The sequence below is a fragment of the Myxococcus sp. CA039A genome (genome assembly GCF_013336645.1).
Lineage (GTDB): Bacteria > Myxococcota > Myxococcia > Myxococcales > Myxococcaceae > Myxococcus > Myxococcus llanfairpwllgwyngyllgogerychwyrndrobwllllantysiliogogogochensis.
The window spans coordinates 1-14,642 of sequence record NZ_JABUMQ010000291.1 but is presented as its reverse complement, the minus strand read 5'-3'; the positions used below and the strand labels follow the sequence as shown (position 1 = coordinate 14,642).

General features: G+C 68.2%; 15 protein-coding genes. 5 read left to right on the top strand and 10 right to left on the bottom strand.

The window, feature by feature from the left end; all coding sequences use genetic code 11:
- The coding region (locus HR086_RS35950) for an RCC1 repeat-containing protein (RefSeq protein ID WP_174467879.1) at positions 1–2,610 on the bottom strand (2,610 nt) is incomplete at its 3' end.
- 260 nt (positions 2,611–2,870) lie between these two features.
- Here HR086_RS35950 and HR086_RS35945 point away from each other — a divergent pair.
- Positions 2,871–3,971 carry an alkene reductase gene (locus HR086_RS35945; protein ID WP_174467878.1) on the top strand — a complete coding sequence of 367 codons (1,101 nt, stop codon included), beginning with the start codon at positions 2,871–2,873 and terminating at the stop codon, positions 3,969–3,971.
- Positions 3,972–4,031: 60 nt separating this feature from the next.
- On the opposite strand, the gene HR086_RS35940 is transcribed toward HR086_RS35945, so the two are convergent.
- A complete protein-coding gene (locus HR086_RS35940) occupies positions 4,032–5,162 on the bottom strand; it encodes a hypothetical protein (protein WP_174467877.1) in 1,131 nt (376 codons plus the stop codon).
- Between the two features lie 193 nt (positions 5,163–5,355).
- On the opposite strand from HR086_RS35940, the gene HR086_RS35935 reads away from it, so the two are divergent.
- A complete protein-coding gene (locus HR086_RS35935) occupies positions 5,356–5,973 on the top strand; it encodes a hypothetical protein (protein WP_174453817.1) in 618 nt (205 codons plus the stop codon).
- Between the two features lie 78 nt (positions 5,974–6,051).
- Here the strand turns inward: HR086_RS35935 and HR086_RS35930 are convergent, their stop codons facing one another.
- Positions 6,052–6,288, bottom strand: coding sequence for a hypothetical protein (locus HR086_RS35930; protein WP_174460643.1), 237 nt, complete (start codon positions 6,286–6,288; stop codon positions 6,052–6,054).
- A gap of 263 nt (positions 6,289–6,551) precedes the next feature.
- Here HR086_RS35930 and HR086_RS35925 point away from each other — a divergent pair, with 263 nt between their 5' ends.
- The gene (locus HR086_RS35925; protein ID WP_174467876.1) at positions 6,552–7,241 is read left to right on the top strand and encodes a hypothetical protein; all 690 of its coding nucleotides are present in this window, start codon (positions 6,552–6,554) and stop codon (positions 7,239–7,241) included.
- Positions 7,242–7,248: 7 nt separating this feature from the next.
- Here HR086_RS35925 and HR086_RS35920 read toward each other — a convergent pair whose 3' ends face one another.
- Positions 7,249–8,685 (bottom strand): PLP-dependent aminotransferase family protein, encoded by a 1,437-nt coding sequence (locus HR086_RS35920; RefSeq protein WP_174467875.1) that lies wholly within the window; start codon positions 8,683–8,685, stop codon positions 7,249–7,251.
- Between the two features lie 198 nt (positions 8,686–8,883).
- Here HR086_RS35920 and HR086_RS35915 point away from each other — a divergent pair, with 198 nt between their 5' ends.
- The gene (locus HR086_RS35915) at positions 8,884–9,216 is read left to right on the top strand and encodes a DUF2917 domain-containing protein (RefSeq protein ID WP_254624189.1); all 333 of its coding nucleotides are present in this window, start codon (positions 8,884–8,886) and stop codon (positions 9,214–9,216) included.
- A gap of 3 nt (positions 9,217–9,219) precedes the next feature.
- Here the strand turns inward: HR086_RS35915 and HR086_RS35910 are convergent, their stop codons facing one another.
- The 6 genes from HR086_RS35910 to HR086_RS35885 all read right to left on the bottom strand — a co-directional run bounded on the left by HR086_RS35910 (position 9,220) and on the right by HR086_RS35885 (position 12,952).
- Entirely contained in the window at positions 9,220–10,182 is a 963-nt protein-coding gene (locus HR086_RS35910) for a prolipoprotein diacylglyceryl transferase family protein (RefSeq protein WP_174467874.1), read from the bottom strand.
- Positions 10,183–10,243: 61 nt separating this feature from the next.
- Complete coding sequence (locus HR086_RS35905; protein ID WP_174467873.1) at positions 10,244–10,621, bottom strand: hypothetical protein; 378 nt, start codon at positions 10,619–10,621, stop codon at positions 10,244–10,246.
- A gap of 33 nt (positions 10,622–10,654) precedes the next feature.
- Positions 10,655–10,888, bottom strand: coding sequence for a hypothetical protein (locus HR086_RS35900; RefSeq protein ID WP_141640381.1), 234 nt, complete (start codon positions 10,886–10,888; stop codon positions 10,655–10,657).
- A gap of 155 nt (positions 10,889–11,043) precedes the next feature.
- A complete protein-coding gene (locus HR086_RS35895) occupies positions 11,044–11,430 on the bottom strand; it encodes a hypothetical protein (protein WP_141640380.1) in 387 nt (128 codons plus the stop codon).
- Positions 11,431–11,735: 305 nt separating this feature from the next.
- On the bottom strand, positions 11,736–12,734 hold the full coding sequence (gene map, locus HR086_RS35890) for a type I methionyl aminopeptidase (RefSeq protein WP_141640379.1): 999 nt from the start codon (positions 12,732–12,734) through the stop codon (positions 11,736–11,738).
- Positions 12,734–12,952, bottom strand: coding sequence for a hypothetical protein (locus tag HR086_RS35885; RefSeq protein ID WP_174454334.1), 219 nt, complete (start codon positions 12,950–12,952; stop codon positions 12,734–12,736). Before HR086_RS35885 ends, map begins: the two co-directional genes overlap by 1 nt.
- A gap of 331 nt (positions 12,953–13,283) precedes the next feature.
- Here HR086_RS35885 and HR086_RS35880 point away from each other — a divergent pair.
- A partial coding sequence (locus tag HR086_RS35880; protein WP_174467872.1) for a serine/threonine-protein kinase occupies positions 13,284–14,642 on the top strand: 1,359 nt, incomplete at its 3' end.

The following is a 14,642-nucleotide window of genomic DNA, read 5'->3' as shown; positions in this document are numbered from 1 at the left end:
GGCCCACACCGTCCCATCCTCCGCCAGGGCCATGCTGTGCGCGGACCCCGTGGAGATGGACAGAAACCGGGTCGAGGGCATCACCTGCACGGGATTGAAGCGCTGGGTCCGCGTCCCGTCTCCCAAGGTTCCACTCGAGTTCGACCCCCAGGCCCACGCCGTTCCGTCTGACTTCAACGCCAGCGCATGGGAATACGCCATGGAGACAGCCACCATCCCCGTCAGCCCAGGCACCTCGATGGGCTCCGGCCGGGTGAATCTGCTTCCGTCCCCCAACTGCCCCCACGTGTTCACGCCCCAGGTCTGGACCTTGCCGTCCGGAGTCAATCCCATCGAGACCTGAGTGGCCGCGGCCACCCCACGCGAGCGAAGCACCAACGAGGGAACAGGGCTCGCCTTCCTGTCGGTCACCCCATCACCAATCTGGCCGTAATAGTTGTGCCCCCAGGACCACAGCGTCCCGTCGTCCTTCATCACCAGGGCATGCGTCCCGCCCGCCATCAGGGACCGGACATTGGACACCCCCGGAACCTGCGCGGGCAGCGGCCGCGACGCGGAGACGCCCCCGCCCAGTTGCCCGAGCGAGTTCCCGCCCCACGTCCACACCGTCCCGTCCGCCTTCAGCGCCGAGGAGAACGCCCCATTCGCGGACACGGCGACCACCCCCGACAGCCCCACCACCTGGGCCGGCGCCATCCGCGACACGAAGGTGCCATCCCCCAGCTGCCCGGAATCGTTGTTGCCCCAGGCCCAGACCGTTCCATCCGCCTTCAGCGCCACGGAGTGGCTGTTGCCGCCCCCCACGGCCACCACGTCCGCGAGCCCCTGCACCTGCGTCGGGGCCACCAGACCCGGTCCAATCGGCTCCTCGGGGTCCAGCTCCATCGGGAGCGTGCTGTTATAGCCCCACGTCCAGACCGTGCCGTCGGACTTCACGGCCAACGAATGCGCCTCACCCGCGGCGATTGAAACGATGCCCAACAGCCCCGGGACATAGGTGGGCAGGGTCCGGTTGAGTGCCGTCCCATCGCCCAACTGTCCGGCGGAGTTCGCACCCCAGGACCACACCGTGCCGTCCGCCTTCAACGCCAGGGAATGACGGATGCCGGTGGCCACGGCCACGGCCACCAGAGGGCCTGGGACCTGGACCGGGAGCTTTCGCCAGGTCGTCGTCCCATCTCCGACGGAGCCGTAGCCGTTGTAACCCCAGGACCACACCGTGCCGTCTTCCCTGAGGACCACCGAATGCACTCCTCCGGCGGCGACCGAGCCCACCAGGGGCAGCCCCGGGAGCGTGACCTTGATGGGCCCCCAGCGCGACTCGGTCGACCCATCACCCATCTGCCCATACAGATTGCTGCCCCAGGACCAGACAGTGCCGTCCGCCTTCAACGCCAGGGAATGACTCTGCCCCCCCGAGGCCTCGACTCGCTCCAGCCACGCGCGCGTCGCGATGGGCACCGACTTCATCAGATACGTCCCGTCGCCCACCTGCCCGTCGCTGTTCGAACCCCAGGCCCAGACTTCGCCGCTCGCCTTCACCGCCACCGAGTGCTGTCCGCCGCCCGCCGACACGCCCCGGACCTGCGTGAGGCCTGGCACCTGCACGGGCGACAGCCGCTGGAGCATCGTCCCATCACCCAGCTGCGACCTCGCGTTGCTGCCCCACGCCCACACCGTCCCATCGCCCTTCAGCGCCACGGTGTGCTGCCCGCCGCCCACCACCGCCTCGACACCGCTCAGCGCCGGAACCTGCGTGGGGACGAGGCTCACGCCAGTCGACCCCAGGCCGAGCTGTCCTTCGTCGTTCTTGCCCCAGGTCCACACCGTGCCGTCCACTCTCAGCGCCACCGTGTGCGAGCCTCCGCCCGATACCGACGTCAGGCCCGTCAGGCCCGGGAGCGCCGCGGGCAGGGTGCGGCCCGTGAGGTCTCCGGTCCCCAGCTGTCCGTCCGCGTTGCCGCCCCAGGACCAGACGCGCCCATCCGCGGTCAGCGCCAGTGAATGGACATTGCCCGCGGAGATGGCCATCACCCCGGACAGGCCCTGCACCTGCACGGGCGACGTCCTTCGCGTCGTCGTCCCATCCCCCAGCTGTCCTGTCGCGTTGTTGCCCCACGCCCACACCGTTCCATCCGACTTCAGGACCAGGGAGTGGGAGAAGCCCGCGGCGATGGCCACGCCGTTCGTCAGTCCAGGCACGGGCACGGGCACGGGCCGCGAAGTCATACTCCCATCCCCGAGCTGTCCACTCATGTTGTTGCCCCACGCCCACACCGTCCCATCCGACTTCAGCGCCAGCGAATGCAGCTCACCCGCGCCGAGCGCCCGGATGTCGAACAAGCGCCACACCCGCACGGGGAACGGACGCGAGCGCGTCGTGCCATTGCCCAGTTGTCCGAAGGTATTGCCACCCCAGGACCACACCGTCCCATCCGAGCGCAGGGCCAGGGAGTGGTTGCGCCCCGCCAGCACCGTTCCCTGACGAGAGAAGCCTTCCGCGGCGCGCGCGGAGGCGGACTCGGGTGTCGTCTCCTCCGGAGCACTTCCTGTGCATCCCCCCATCCACAGCGCGCACAGCAACCCGCACCACGCCGCGATGCCAGACATCCGTCTCGTGCCACGATTCATGAGTGAGTCCCCCTTTTCAAAACAGCTCGGGAACCAAGCACCCGTGAGGACAAAGAACAAGACCCCGAATGTCTCTCACGGCCTCACGGGCGTGAAAAACGTCTCGGGACTGGCTGACACGTGTGTCTCGGTTGCATCCAACCGCCAGGTCAATGGAGACCTCCAGGTTGGGGTTCGTGTGGTGACGGGAAACGCAGGCCGTTACGCTGCGCCTCCCCTCCTCCCCTCACGACACGAACATGCCTACTCTCTTCGACCCCATCACCGTGGGCGACCTGCGGCTCGCCAACCGAATCGTCATGGCGCCGCTGACGCGCAACCGCTCGCCCGGCGCCATCCCTCCGGACCTCGCCGCCACCTACTACGCCCAGCGCGCCTCCGCCGGGCTGCTCATCAGCGAGGCGACCGCCATCAGCCACCAGGCGCAGGGCTACGCCGACGTGCCCGGCCTGTACGCCCCCGAGCAGCTCGCCGCGTGGAAGAAAGTCACCCACGCCGTGCACGAGGCCGGGGGCCGCATCGTCACCCAGCTCTGGCATGTGGGGCGCGTATCCCACACGGAGCTTCAGCCGGGCAACGCAGCGCCCGTGGCTCCCTCGGCCGTCGTCGCCAACACCCGGACCGTGTTGTTCAGGAGCGGAGTCCCCACGTTCGAGCCGACCTCCGTTCCTCGCGCGCTGGAGGCGGCGGAGCTCCCCGGCATTGTTCGTGATTACGCGCGCGCCGCGCGCGACGCCGTGGAGGTCGCGGGCTTCGATGGGGTGGAGATTCATGGCGCCAACGGCTACCTGCTCGACCAGTTCCTCAAGACGGGCTCCAACCAGCGCACGGACGACTACGGTGGAAGCATCGAGAACCGGGCGCGCCTGATGCTGGAGGTCACGCGCGCGGTGATTGACGCCGTGGGGGCCGGACGCACGGGCATCCGCCTGTCCCCCGTCACCACCGCCAACGACGCGTTCGACGCCAACCCGCAGCCGCTCTTCGAGTCCGTCGTGCGGGAGCTGGCGAAGCTCGGCCTCGCCTACGTCCACATCATCGAGGGCGCCACCGGGGGAGCGCGTGAGCTGGCGGACCGTCCGTTCGACTACGCCGCGCTGAAGAAGGCGTATCGCGACGCGGGCGGGAAAGCGGCATGGATGGTCAACAACAGCTACGACGGGGAGCTCGCGCGCAAGGCCGTCGAGGCGGGAGCGGACCTGGTCTCCTTCGGCCGCTTGTACATCTCCAATCCGGACCTCGTGCGCCGGTTGCGTGAGAACGCGCCCCTGGCCCGGCTCGACAAGACGACGCTCTACGGCGGCGGAGCCAAGGGCTACATCGACTATCCCAGCCTCTGACCTGGGGCGGGGCAGCGCCACTGCCAGATATCGGCGTGGCCTTCACCCTCTCCATCCGACTCAGGGTGCGCGAAGCTCCACCTGCGAGGACTGTTTGCCCAGCCATTCACCTCGCAGGTGGTTGTTGCCAACCTCCAGTCGCAGACTCGCCACCGGGGTGCCGTCCGCATCCTGCTCCTGCAGGTCGAGCTTCCCGCCTTCTTCCTGGCCGTTCAGCTCAATCCGCTTGCGATATTTCTCGTAGAAGTACACGCCGGACACCGAGTTGTCGTACTGCTTCTCCAGCACCATGACAATCGGCTGCTTGCCGATACGACCGCGCAGCACCTGACCCAAGACATCGCCTGACAACGCCTGGCCTTCCCCCAGCAGCACGCTCTTGCCATAGGCCGTCAGATGCGGACGCAGGGTGGCGTACGGCAGTGACAGGCTGACGTCGCCTACGTCGTCGAGCGCGCGCGAGGCGTGGTTGCTGCAGCGCTCCGCCGTCAGAACGGCTGTCTCCGCCTTGAACTCCCAGCGCTCATCGAAGGAGGTCCTGGCGGACGCTGCCTCTGCATCCTGCTCATTGCTGGCCAGACACTCGCGATTGAGGGCGATGCGCGCCTCCAGGTCGTCAAGCGTCTCGCCATCAGCTTTCTGCTTGCGTGACGCCTTCAGCTCCTTCTCATGCTTCGCCATCTGCGCCCGGTAGACGCGCTGTTTTTCTTTCTGCATGCGTTTGATGAGCGCATGCACTCCGGCACGGGTGAACAACTCCTGCGGATTGAGCAGGCGGCCGGTCCGTGTGTCAAAGCTGAAGGCGACATGGTCCGTCTCGCAGTAGGCGCCGCAGACTTCGGCCTTGAATCCAATCGTGAGCAGCCGCGCATCGTTGCGCTTCACTCCGAATTCCTGACCGGCCAGGCCCGCCAGGTCGAGTTCCTGAGCTGGCAGTCGAGGTTCCGCCTTGGCTGGCGCCAGCGCCTTGAACCGGGCGATGAACAGGCGGTCATTGATATTGGCGGCCACCTCCGGCTTGTCGTGGGTGATGAACGGCATCTGGATGACGTCCTGCGGATAGGGGTGCTCCGCATCAGGCTTGGGGATGACCGTGAGTGTCGTCACCTTCAGGTCGGCCGCCTGGGTACCGCCCGCGAGCAGCGTGGCCAGAAGAGGGAGCAGCGCGAGACGTACAGGAAGACGGTTCATCAGGAATCCTTGGACATGACGACGACGTCGGCATCCTGCCGCATGGAGCAGCCGAAGAGCAGCCCATGCACCACGTCGTGGACTCGCGCCTGGCGTTATTGCAGGCTTCACTCGTAGGCCGTGCGGGATATGACACTCCGACGGCCCTGCACGGCTTCACAACCGCCGTACCCACTCGACCCGGAGGACCTCCATGCCCCGTTCCGCTTCCGCGCTGCTTGCCCTGGGACTGCTGCCTTTCGCCCTGACCGCCTGTGGTTCCGCCGAGGAGCCCACCCTCGGTGACGACGCCCTGGGTGAGGCCGAGCAGACCGTCTGCACCCCGAACATGTCCGTCACCTTCGGAACGGCCGACAACTTCGGCGGAGGACCGGACCCGTTGCCCTACGCCCCCACGGCGATGCCCGAGTTCGTCACCTACCTCGCGGCCAACGGCATCCCGGCCAGCCAGCTCAAGACGCTGGATGACGCCACCTCCAACCGTCATACCGTGGCCACGCTGCGGCACGGACTTCGGAGCTGTTTCACCCAGACACCGTTCTGCACGCTGACGCTCTGCGCCTATTCCCGGGCGCTTCCGACGACCCCTCAGAACGACACCATCACCGTGCACGACACGGACTTTGGCACCTACAGCTTCCCCATCATCGCCAACACGGCCGTGACGCCCGCGCTGACCCCGACGTGGAACCCGGGCAACACCGCCTTCCTGTGCATGCCGCTCCCCATCACCTCGGTGGGCGACATGCTGCAGTTCCGCATGCAGAACGAGTCCATGGTGGACTTCATCCGCATCAACCTGAACTGCTGACACTCGCATGAGCCGGGCCATGGTCTGTCTCCCCTGGCCCGGCCCTGGAGGCATCGCGAACCCGCGCCCCGTCAGGGACTACTCACACTTCAGGGGGCAGCGCTCGGTAATCGTCTGACACCACGCCTGGGCCGCTGGCGTGGTGGCGTTCTGCCAGCACCTGCCGCTCTGAACCGCGCAGGCCTCCAGACAGGCCGCGCGTGCATCCAACGGCTGTGCGACCGCCTGCGTGTCCATCGCCTCTTCTGTCTCCGCTCCACCACAACCCGTCAACAACCCGGCTACGAACGCGACCGCGAGGAAGGTCTTTCGCATGGGACACTCCTGATTCAGCGTGAATGCGGCTGGGGGACTTCGGTCCGCAGAATGACATGAAGCCCGAGCAGGACCAATCCCTCACATGTCTGGCATCACCTCCCAAGGGAGACCCGAGGCAGGAATGACTCCGGAGGCAATACCTCCCGCGCAAGGCGACAGGCAGCCACTCGTGGCCGGGCGAGTCGCTCCGCGAACTCGTCCTGGCACAGTTGGCGTCCCAACCCCGCGCGACCCGCCGTGAGGCGGTGTACACAGAGGCCATGCGTGCCCCTGTCTCCTTCTTCCTGACTCCCCCCGAGGGACTCGCCGGTGTGCTGACTCCCACGCGACTCGCAGCCATGCGCGCCACGGTGGCCGAGGGCCTGGAGGACCCCGAGGAGGACGATGACGACGTCCTGCTCCTGGAGCTGATGGACCACCTGTCCCGGCACGGCGCGGACACCGTGACCCGGCTTCCCGAGCGACTCGAGGACGGAGTCTGGGACCTGCTCGACGTGCTCGCGGACGAACTCGTCCACCTGGACGAGGACACACGAGGGGAACCCCTGGAGCTGGCCACGCAGCTCCATCCCAGCGAGTACGACCTCCAGGCGGCGGAGGCGGTCGTCGGCACATCCTGCCCGGAGCCCATCCAGCGACTCTGGCGCTTCACCGTCTCGGGCCGCATGCCCGGAAAGGATGGACCCATGGGCCGTGGCTTCAAGCGCGTGTACCCGGCCCTCGGCTTCTGGACGGGCTCCGAGGTCCGCCAGCTTCGCGAGGGCCTGCGCGAGCACCTGGCCGGCGCCCCCGACTACAAGCCCCTCCTCCGCTCCGCCCGCCTGCGCGCCTGGTTTCAGCGCAAGCTGTCCCTCGCGCGACGCGGCGACCCGGCGCGCGCGCTCGACGCGGCCACGCACGCCCTGGACAAGGCCTCCCGCCAGGGCCTGGGCCTCCTCTTCATTCGCTGAAGCCCCGTCACGCGAGGCTGCGCGCCAGGCTCCCCAGCGTGGACACCGCCGCTTCGACTCGCGGCGTCCACGGCTGACCACAGCTCAGTCGGATGAAATTCCGATATGAGTCCGGCCGCGCGGAGAAGATGGGCCCGGGCGCGATGCTGATGCCCGCCTCGATGGCGCGCTCATGCAACGCCAGTGAGTCCACCTTGGGCGGCAGCTCCACCCACAACAACGAGCCCCCCGACGGCCGAGCCACCCGCGTCCCCTCCGGGAAATACTCCGCCACGCCCCCAGCCATGCTCTCCACCTGGGACATGAGATGGCGGCGCAGCGAGCGCAGGTGCCGGTCATACCCGCCCTCTTCCAGGAACCGCGCAATCGCGAGCGGAGGCAACGACGCCGTGGCAATCGTGTGCGAGAACTTCAGCAACTCCACCCGCTCGCGGAACCGCCCCGGCGCCACGTACCCGACGCGGAACCCCGGCGCGAGCGTCTTCGAGAACGAGCCACACAGCAGCACGTTCCCTGACGTGTCGAAGGACTTGCACGTGCGCGGGCGCTCCGCGTCGAAGTGCAGGTCGCCATACAAGTCATCCTCGATGAGCGGAACGCCCCGCGCCTCCAGCATCGCCACCAACCGACGCCGCCGCGCCTCCGGCATGCAACTGCCCACCGGATTGCTGAAGCTCGGCACCACCAGCACCGCCGCCACGCGCCGCCGCTCCAGCGCCGCCTCCAACGCATCCAGCTCCATCCCATGTCGCGGCGAGCACGGAATCTCCAGCGCCTTCAGCCCCAGCGACTCGATGGCCTGCAACGTGCCGTAGTACGCGGGAGACTCAATCGCGATGGTGTCCCCCGTGCGCGCCACGGCGAGCAGGCACAGGTGAATCGCCTCCGCCGCGCCACAGGTGATGATGAAGTCCTCGGGTGCCAGCGCCCCACCCCAGTCGAGCGAGCGCCGCGCCAGTTGCTGCCGAAGTTCCGGGCACCCCGGCGGCGCGTCGTACAGCACCCCCACGTCACCGGCCTCGCGCGTGAGCGCGTTCAACTCCCGGTACAGCCTGCGCGTGGGCAACAGCTCCGGCGCGGGCCACGCCCCACCGAGCTGGACGATGCGAGGGGCCCTCATCGCCTGGTACACGCGGGACACCAGCCCGCTGATGGTGACGGGCGTGGCGCTCGTCGCGGGCCGGGACACCTGCGGCTCGGCGAGACGCGGGCGCTCGCGGCGACGCACGTAGTGGCCCGACTGCGGCCGCGTCTCGATGAGCCCCACCGACTCCAGGTGCAGATACGCCTGGAGCACCGTGGAGACACTCACCCGCTCACGCAGGCTGAGCTGGCGCACCGAGGGAAGCCGGTCCCCCGCTCGCAGCGTCCCCGCGGCGATGGCCTCCTCCAGTCGCTCGGCCACCTGCTCGTACAGCTTCGGTTTGTGTGCCAGCGCGCCCATGCCACCTCCGTCGAGATGCCGTCCCGGGACCTGTATCGGTACCGGGCCCGACGCCCGCTGCCCAGATACACCTGACCGCATGTCGGACCGGTACAGTTTCCCACCCCGGGACTGTACTGGTCACAATGACAATCGGCTGCATCTGTTCTGTTCCCGCGACAGGGCGCATGTTGCGACGCGCAAGGAGGTCATGGAGCCATGGAGTCGATGTTCGCTCTGACGCGGCGGAGCTGGTGGAGCACGCTGTGGAGTCACTTGAAGCCGGAAGCACACCCGGAAGCGGAGTCAGGCTGCTTCGGACTGTTCCAGGGCGCGCTCTGGAGTCGGCGCGTGCGAGGAACCGAGGGCCTGACGCTCACCTGCACCGAGGGTCGGCTCTGGCTCACGCTCGACGCGGACCCGACGGACTACGTGCTGGAGCCCGGCGCCACGCTGCGCCTGGAGCAGGCAGGCCACATCGTGGTGCAGGCCCTGAGGCCGGCGCGCTTCCGCCTCACGAAGGGCGCGCACCCGCCTCCCTGTCCCTCCTGAGTCTCACCCCTCCAGCTTCATGGGCGCGGGCACACCCACCGCGTCCGGACGCTGGCCCAGCACACTCAGGAGGAAGGCCGCCCCCACCCCCAGCATCAGCACGGGTGGGAGCACCCCCTGCTCGAGCTGCGCGGCGAAGGACAGGTTCGGCTGGGCCTCGCGGAACAGGAGACCGACCAGGGACAGGCCCCCCTGCAGCGCGAAGAACAGCCCGCTCAGCAGCCCGGCGGGCCGCGAGCGCCACAGCGCACGCACCGCCAGCAGGACACCGCCCAACAGCAGTCCCTCCAGCAGGGCCTGATAGAGCAACACGGGGTGCCGCGCGGGGAGGACGCGGTGCAGCTCCGCGAGGAAGGTCGCATCCGAGTGCGCCAGCGCCGCCACCTCATGCCCCGGCGCATAGGCCAGGGTGGCCACGTCGAAAGACGGCGTCACCACGGGCTGGAAACCCGGCATCCCCACCTCGGCGGGAAAGCGCACGGCCCAGGGCACGGAGGTCGCCTGCCCCAGCGGCGCGCCTTCCATGAACACCGCGAGGTACGCGAGCAAGAACCCCAGCGGCGCCAGCACCGCCAGCGCATCCGTCACCTGGAGCCACGGGCGTCGCTGCTGGCGCGCGAAGTACACCGAGAAGGCGAGGACTCCCAGCACGGCCCCCAGCACCGACGCGCCCCCCTGTCGGAACTGGAAGAAGACGGAGCCGTCGCGGGAGAAATCATCCCACTGGTGCAGCAGCACGTACCCCAGCCGTCCGCCCAGAATGACCCCGAAGAGGCTGGCGTAGAGCACGAAGCCCGACACCTCCTGCTTCGCGACAGGGCCTTCACCTCGCGCCGCCTGACGCCGGAGCACCGCGAACGCGAGCAGGAAGCCCACGAGGTACGCCGCCCCCGTCCAGCGAAGGGAGAGCGTCTCCGAGAAGCGGAACAGGAAGGGATTGATTCCGTGCAGGAAGTGGGTGTCCACGACGCCTCGCTCGGCAAGTCCCACGGGCGTGCATGCCGCCCCACCCGTGGGCACACGTCCGCTACTTGAAGAAGTCTTCGGGAGCGATGTTCGTGAGTTCCTTCCCGACGACCTTCCGGAAGTAGAGCGTGGTCGAGCCATTGCTGCTGGTATCGGCCTTCTGGTAGCGGAAGCCATCCAGCTTGCCCTCGGCGAGCAGCCGATTCCAGTCCGTCCCGTTGATGCGAATGGTCGCGCTGGGACCACAGCAGTTGTAGGTGACGTCCGACGTAATCACCCCTCCGGTCCAGGACATCGACATACAGCTCTGCTCATACAATCCGAGCTTCACCGTGGCGGAGCCCTGATTCATCGTCTTGATGCAGTCCTCGGCACCCTGCGCCGTTCCCTGGGACAGACACAGCCAGACAAGACACAATCCCGCCATCATCTTCTTCATGGGGTTTGCCCTCCGTGGGGTTTCGAGTCAGGGCTACAGCAGCGGCTTGCTGGCGGTCTCGGTGGCCTTGGTGTCCACCTTCTTGTTCTTCGGCTCCTGCTTCGCGGCCTTGTCCTCCTCGATGGTGAGCGTCCTGGGCTCGGCGGCCTTGGACTCCGGCGCCGGCTTCGTGGTGGAGGGAGGAGGCGTCTTGGCCGGCGGAGTCTTGTCCGCGGCGAAGGCTCCGGAAGCGATGCAGACAAGGCACAACGTCACCCAGTTCTTCATGGGAACGATTCCTTTCAGGACTGAAGGGATTCATGGGCCCTCTGAATGACGCGAAGTCACACCACGATGGGCCCACGCGCACTGTTGCCGCGTGGCATCAAACTCACAATCACCCTGGCAGGCTGATTGCTGTTGCTATTCAAACAGCGGGAGCGCTATCGGAGGCTCCTCTTCAGATAGAGCGCGAACGGCACGTGGGTGACGGCCTCGCCGGAGAGCGGGACCTCCAGCGTGCCGTCATACCGCGCGGGCCTGCGCCCCCGGGAGACGACCTCCGGCTGGATGGTGATGCTCATCCCCACCTTCAAGAAAGGCTCCCGCGAGTCCTCCACCTCGGGGGCCTTCAGTCCGAAGTAGAGGTCCAGCTCGTACCGCTGCGCCGACTCATTCACCCGGAACGCCGCGCGCTCCACGAGCAGCTTCTCCTCCAGCTTCTTCAGGACGCCCGGGATGAAGTCCACCTGGAAGGTCCCCTCCAGCGTCTGGATGACATCCTGGACGCTCTTGAGCGACTGGGGGTCGACAGCGATATCGAGTGCCATGGCGCGCCTCCGGCGACACAACCGCGTGGACAGTCCCTCGTCGGAGCGCTCCGCGTCGCGAAAGCCAGACACGTCGAGCCCCGGCCAGGCGCAGGTGATACCGCACCGTCCGGACGAGGCTGGGAGGCCATTTGACGGGGGCGTCGACTCCGCGACAGGGATGAAGCCCTCGTGTCGGGAAGTCCGCGAGCCGGAGACTGTCTGCCTTCACACGGCGGGCTCGGACCGCGGGGCGACGTGGGAACACCGTAGGTGCCCGAGGAGGCCCCCTGGTGTGCAGGGGGCCTCGTGCGGCGGAGGACGGCTCAGGGCACCGTGAGGATTTCGGCGCCCTGCTCGGTGACGAGCAGCGTGTGCTCGAACTGCGCGCTGCGGGTGCCGTCGGCGGTGACGGCGGTCCACCCGTCGTCCCACGTGCGGTGGCCCCAGCCGCCCTGGTTGATCATCGGCTCGACGGTGAAAATCATGCCCGTCTGGATGACGGTGTCGGCCTCCGGCTCGTAGTAGTGCGGAATCTGGAGGGCCGTGTGGAACGTCTCGCCGATGCCGTGGCCACAGTAGGCGCGCACCACGCTCACGCCGTTCTTCGTGGCGTGCGTCTCAATCGCGCGGCCGATGTCGCTGATGGGGCGACCGGGCTTCACGGCGGCGATGCCCAGCTCCAGGCACTCGCGCGTGACGCGCACCAGTCGCTCGCTCTCCGGCTGCGGAGTGCCCACGAAGTACGTGGCCGAGCAGTCCCCATGCACCCCATCCAGGAAGATGGTGATGTCCAGGTTGACGATGTCCCCATCCTCCAGCGCGCGGCTGTCGGGGATGCCGTGGCAGATGACCTCGTTGACGGAGGTGCACAGCGACTTGGGGAAGCCGTGGTAGTTGAGCGTGCTCGGATAGCCGCCCCGGCGGATGTATGCCTCGTGGGTGATGGCATCCAGCTCGTCGGTGGTGATGCCCGGGCGGACGTGGCTGGCCACCTCCTGGAGCACCTCCGCGGCGGCCTTGCAGGCGCGGCGCATGCGCGCGATGACGTCCGGCGTCTTGATGTCGGAGTCTCCGCCGCCTCGACGCAGCGGCCGCCCGGACACGGCGTAGTCCGGACGAGGGATGTTCAGGGGCACATCGCGGCGGGGGCTGATGATGCCCGGCCGGATGCCATTGCGCGCCACCTCGGGGCCCTTCTTGCGGGCCTCGACGGCGTCGGCGCCACGGTGACACTTCTTGTACTTGGTGCCGCTGCCGCACCAGCAGACGTCATTGGGACCGGGCAGCACGGCGGGAGGGGTACGGGGACTGGCGGTGGTCATCACTCAACTCCGGTGTGGACCGTGTCGGACTTGCGGGCGCGCAGCCAGCGCATCACCTGGGGACGCAGCCACAACCGGGGACGTCCCGTGCCCAGGTCCAGGATGGGCCGGGGCATGTCCGGGTAGCGGCGCAGATAGGTGCTGACGCTGTTGGAGTGGCGCAGTTGCAGCAGCCCGGCCACGCCCTGTGCGTCGATGAGGTCTTCGGTCTTCACCATGGGACACATGAAGGGCTTGTCTATACCCTTAGACACGGCTCGGCGCACGGCTTCTTTCCGCCTCCCCGGGTGAGGGGCGGCCGGGCGACCAGTGGAGAACAACGCCCCCTGGGGGCCCTCCGGCCGAGGTCGGGGACGCCAGGGCTGGAGGGGAGCGGGCCTGCGGGTCGGCGAGCGCCTGGTGCCGGGCTCCTGGAGGCTTCCGCCCCATGTCGCGCGGGCACGTCGAGCCCTGCCCTGGGAGTTGTCCGCCGGTGACCCACCATGGCGGGTCACACGACGAGGGTTCGACCTGCTAGGTTCAGCGGCTTCCAGGAGACCTCTGACGACCATGAGCACGCGGACCCCATCGATGAATCCGGACGCCCTTCCTCCGGGCCTCGTCATCACGGGCGGATGGCGCGTCATCGAGCGGCTGGGCTTGGGGGGCTATGGCGTCGTCTATCGCGTGGAGCCCACCGACGCGCCGGGGCGCTACTTCGCCCTCAAGCTGGCCCGCGACGCGTCGGAGGGCCGTGCGTTGCGCGAGCTCACCCTCTTGCTGGACCGCGCGGTGCATCCGAACGTGGTGGCGGTCCATGCCTGTGGCCGCTGGCCGGACATCGTCACCGGCCACTTCTACTTCGTCATGGACTGGGTGCCCGGGCCTCCGCTCCACGTCTGGGCGGACCACCACAACCCCACCTTCCGACAGCTCCTGGAGACGCTCCGTCGCGTGGCCCTGGCGCTGGACACGCTGCACGCGGGGGACGTGCTGCACCGGGACCTCAAGCCGGAGCACATCCTCTTGAGGACCCCCGAGGGAGACCCGGTGCTCATCGACCTGGGCGCGGGCGTGTACACGGGTGCGCCCACGCTGACCACGGGTCCCCTGCCCCCGGGGACGCTCTACCTGCGCAGCCCGGAGGCCATCCGCTTCCACCAGCGCCACTGGCGCCACCCGGATGCCCGCTACACCTCATTGGCCACCGATGACCTCTATGCGTTGGGGGTCTGTCTGTATCGCGCCGCCACCGGGCACTACCCCTTCCTCCCCGACTGGCCGGCGGACGTGCTGTGCGCCGCCATCACCTCGCAGGAGCCGCCCGCGCCCTCCACGGTGAATCCCCGCGCGCCGCCCGCGCTCGACGCCCTCCTCCAGCGGATGCTGGACAAGGACCCCACGCGCCGCTTCCAGAGTGGCGCGGAGCTGGCATCGACGCTGGTCGCCACCCTGGAAGACACACCCGGCGAGGCCTGGGATGAGCCCCTCTTCGATTGGGCGGAGCCTCCGCTCGTCGCGGTGGACGGCGAGCCGTCGCAAGCCCTGCGCCGCGTGCGCCGTCCGGAGTGGGCATCACATCTGCGCAAGCCTCCATCGAAGGCACGGGCCCGGTTGCAACAACTGTGGGCCACGGTGCTGGGCACCTTGCGTCCACCACCGAGTCCCGCGCCATGGACCTCGCCCAGACACGCCACGCTGGAGGGCCAGGCGCGACGGCTGCATTCCCATCCCTATCGACGCCTGCTGTTGACGCTGGTGGGAGTGGTGGCCTTGGGCGTGGGTGGGAGCCGCTTCATGGGCGGGTGGAGACAGACAACTCCACAGGTCACCCATGAAATGACCTCCCCCACTGGTCAGAAACTGGCCAGCGCGCGTGAGTCGCCGCACAGTGGCGGAGTCGCGATCTCGCCCATGGCGGAGCCCACC

Bases quoted from the DNA above. Each gene is read 5' to 3' on its own strand.
- HR086_RS35915 (WP_254624189.1), top strand. From the start codon at position 8,884: ATGGAGTCGATGTTCGCTCTGACGCGGCGGAGCTGGTGGAGCACGCTG.
- HR086_RS35900 (WP_141640381.1), bottom strand. From the start codon at position 10,888: ATGAAGAACTGGGTGACGTTGTGCCTTGTCTGCATCGCTTCCGGAGCC.
- HR086_RS35930 (WP_174460643.1), bottom strand. From the start codon at position 6,288: ATGCGAAAGACCTTCCTCGCGGTCGCGTTCGTAGCCGGGTTGTTGACG.
- HR086_RS35945 (WP_174467878.1), top strand. From the start codon at position 2,871: ATGCCTACTCTCTTCGACCCCATCACCGTGGGCGACCTGCGGCTCGCC.
- HR086_RS35935 (WP_174453817.1), top strand. From the start codon at position 5,356: ATGCCCCGTTCCGCTTCCGCGCTGCTTGCCCTGGGACTGCTGCCTTTC.
- HR086_RS35885 (WP_174454334.1), bottom strand. From the start codon at position 12,952: ATGGTGAAGACCGAAGACCTCATCGACGCACAGGGCGTGGCCGGGCTG.
- HR086_RS35920 (WP_174467875.1), bottom strand. From the start codon at position 8,685: ATGGGCGCGCTGGCACACAAACCGAAGCTGTACGAGCAGGTGGCCGAG.
- HR086_RS35905 (WP_174467873.1), bottom strand. From the start codon at position 10,621: ATGAAGAAGATGATGGCGGGATTGTGTCTTGTCTGGCTGTGTCTGTCC.
- map (WP_141640379.1), bottom strand. From the start codon at position 12,734: ATGACCACCGCCAGTCCCCGTACCCCTCCCGCCGTGCTGCCCGGTCCC.
- HR086_RS35925 (WP_174467876.1), top strand. From the start codon at position 6,552: ATGCGTGCCCCTGTCTCCTTCTTCCTGACTCCCCCCGAGGGACTCGCC.
- HR086_RS35895 (WP_141640380.1), bottom strand. From the start codon at position 11,430: ATGGCACTCGATATCGCTGTCGACCCCCAGTCGCTCAAGAGCGTCCAG.
- HR086_RS35940 (WP_174467877.1), bottom strand. From the start codon at position 5,162: ATGAACCGTCTTCCTGTACGTCTCGCGCTGCTCCCTCTTCTGGCCACG.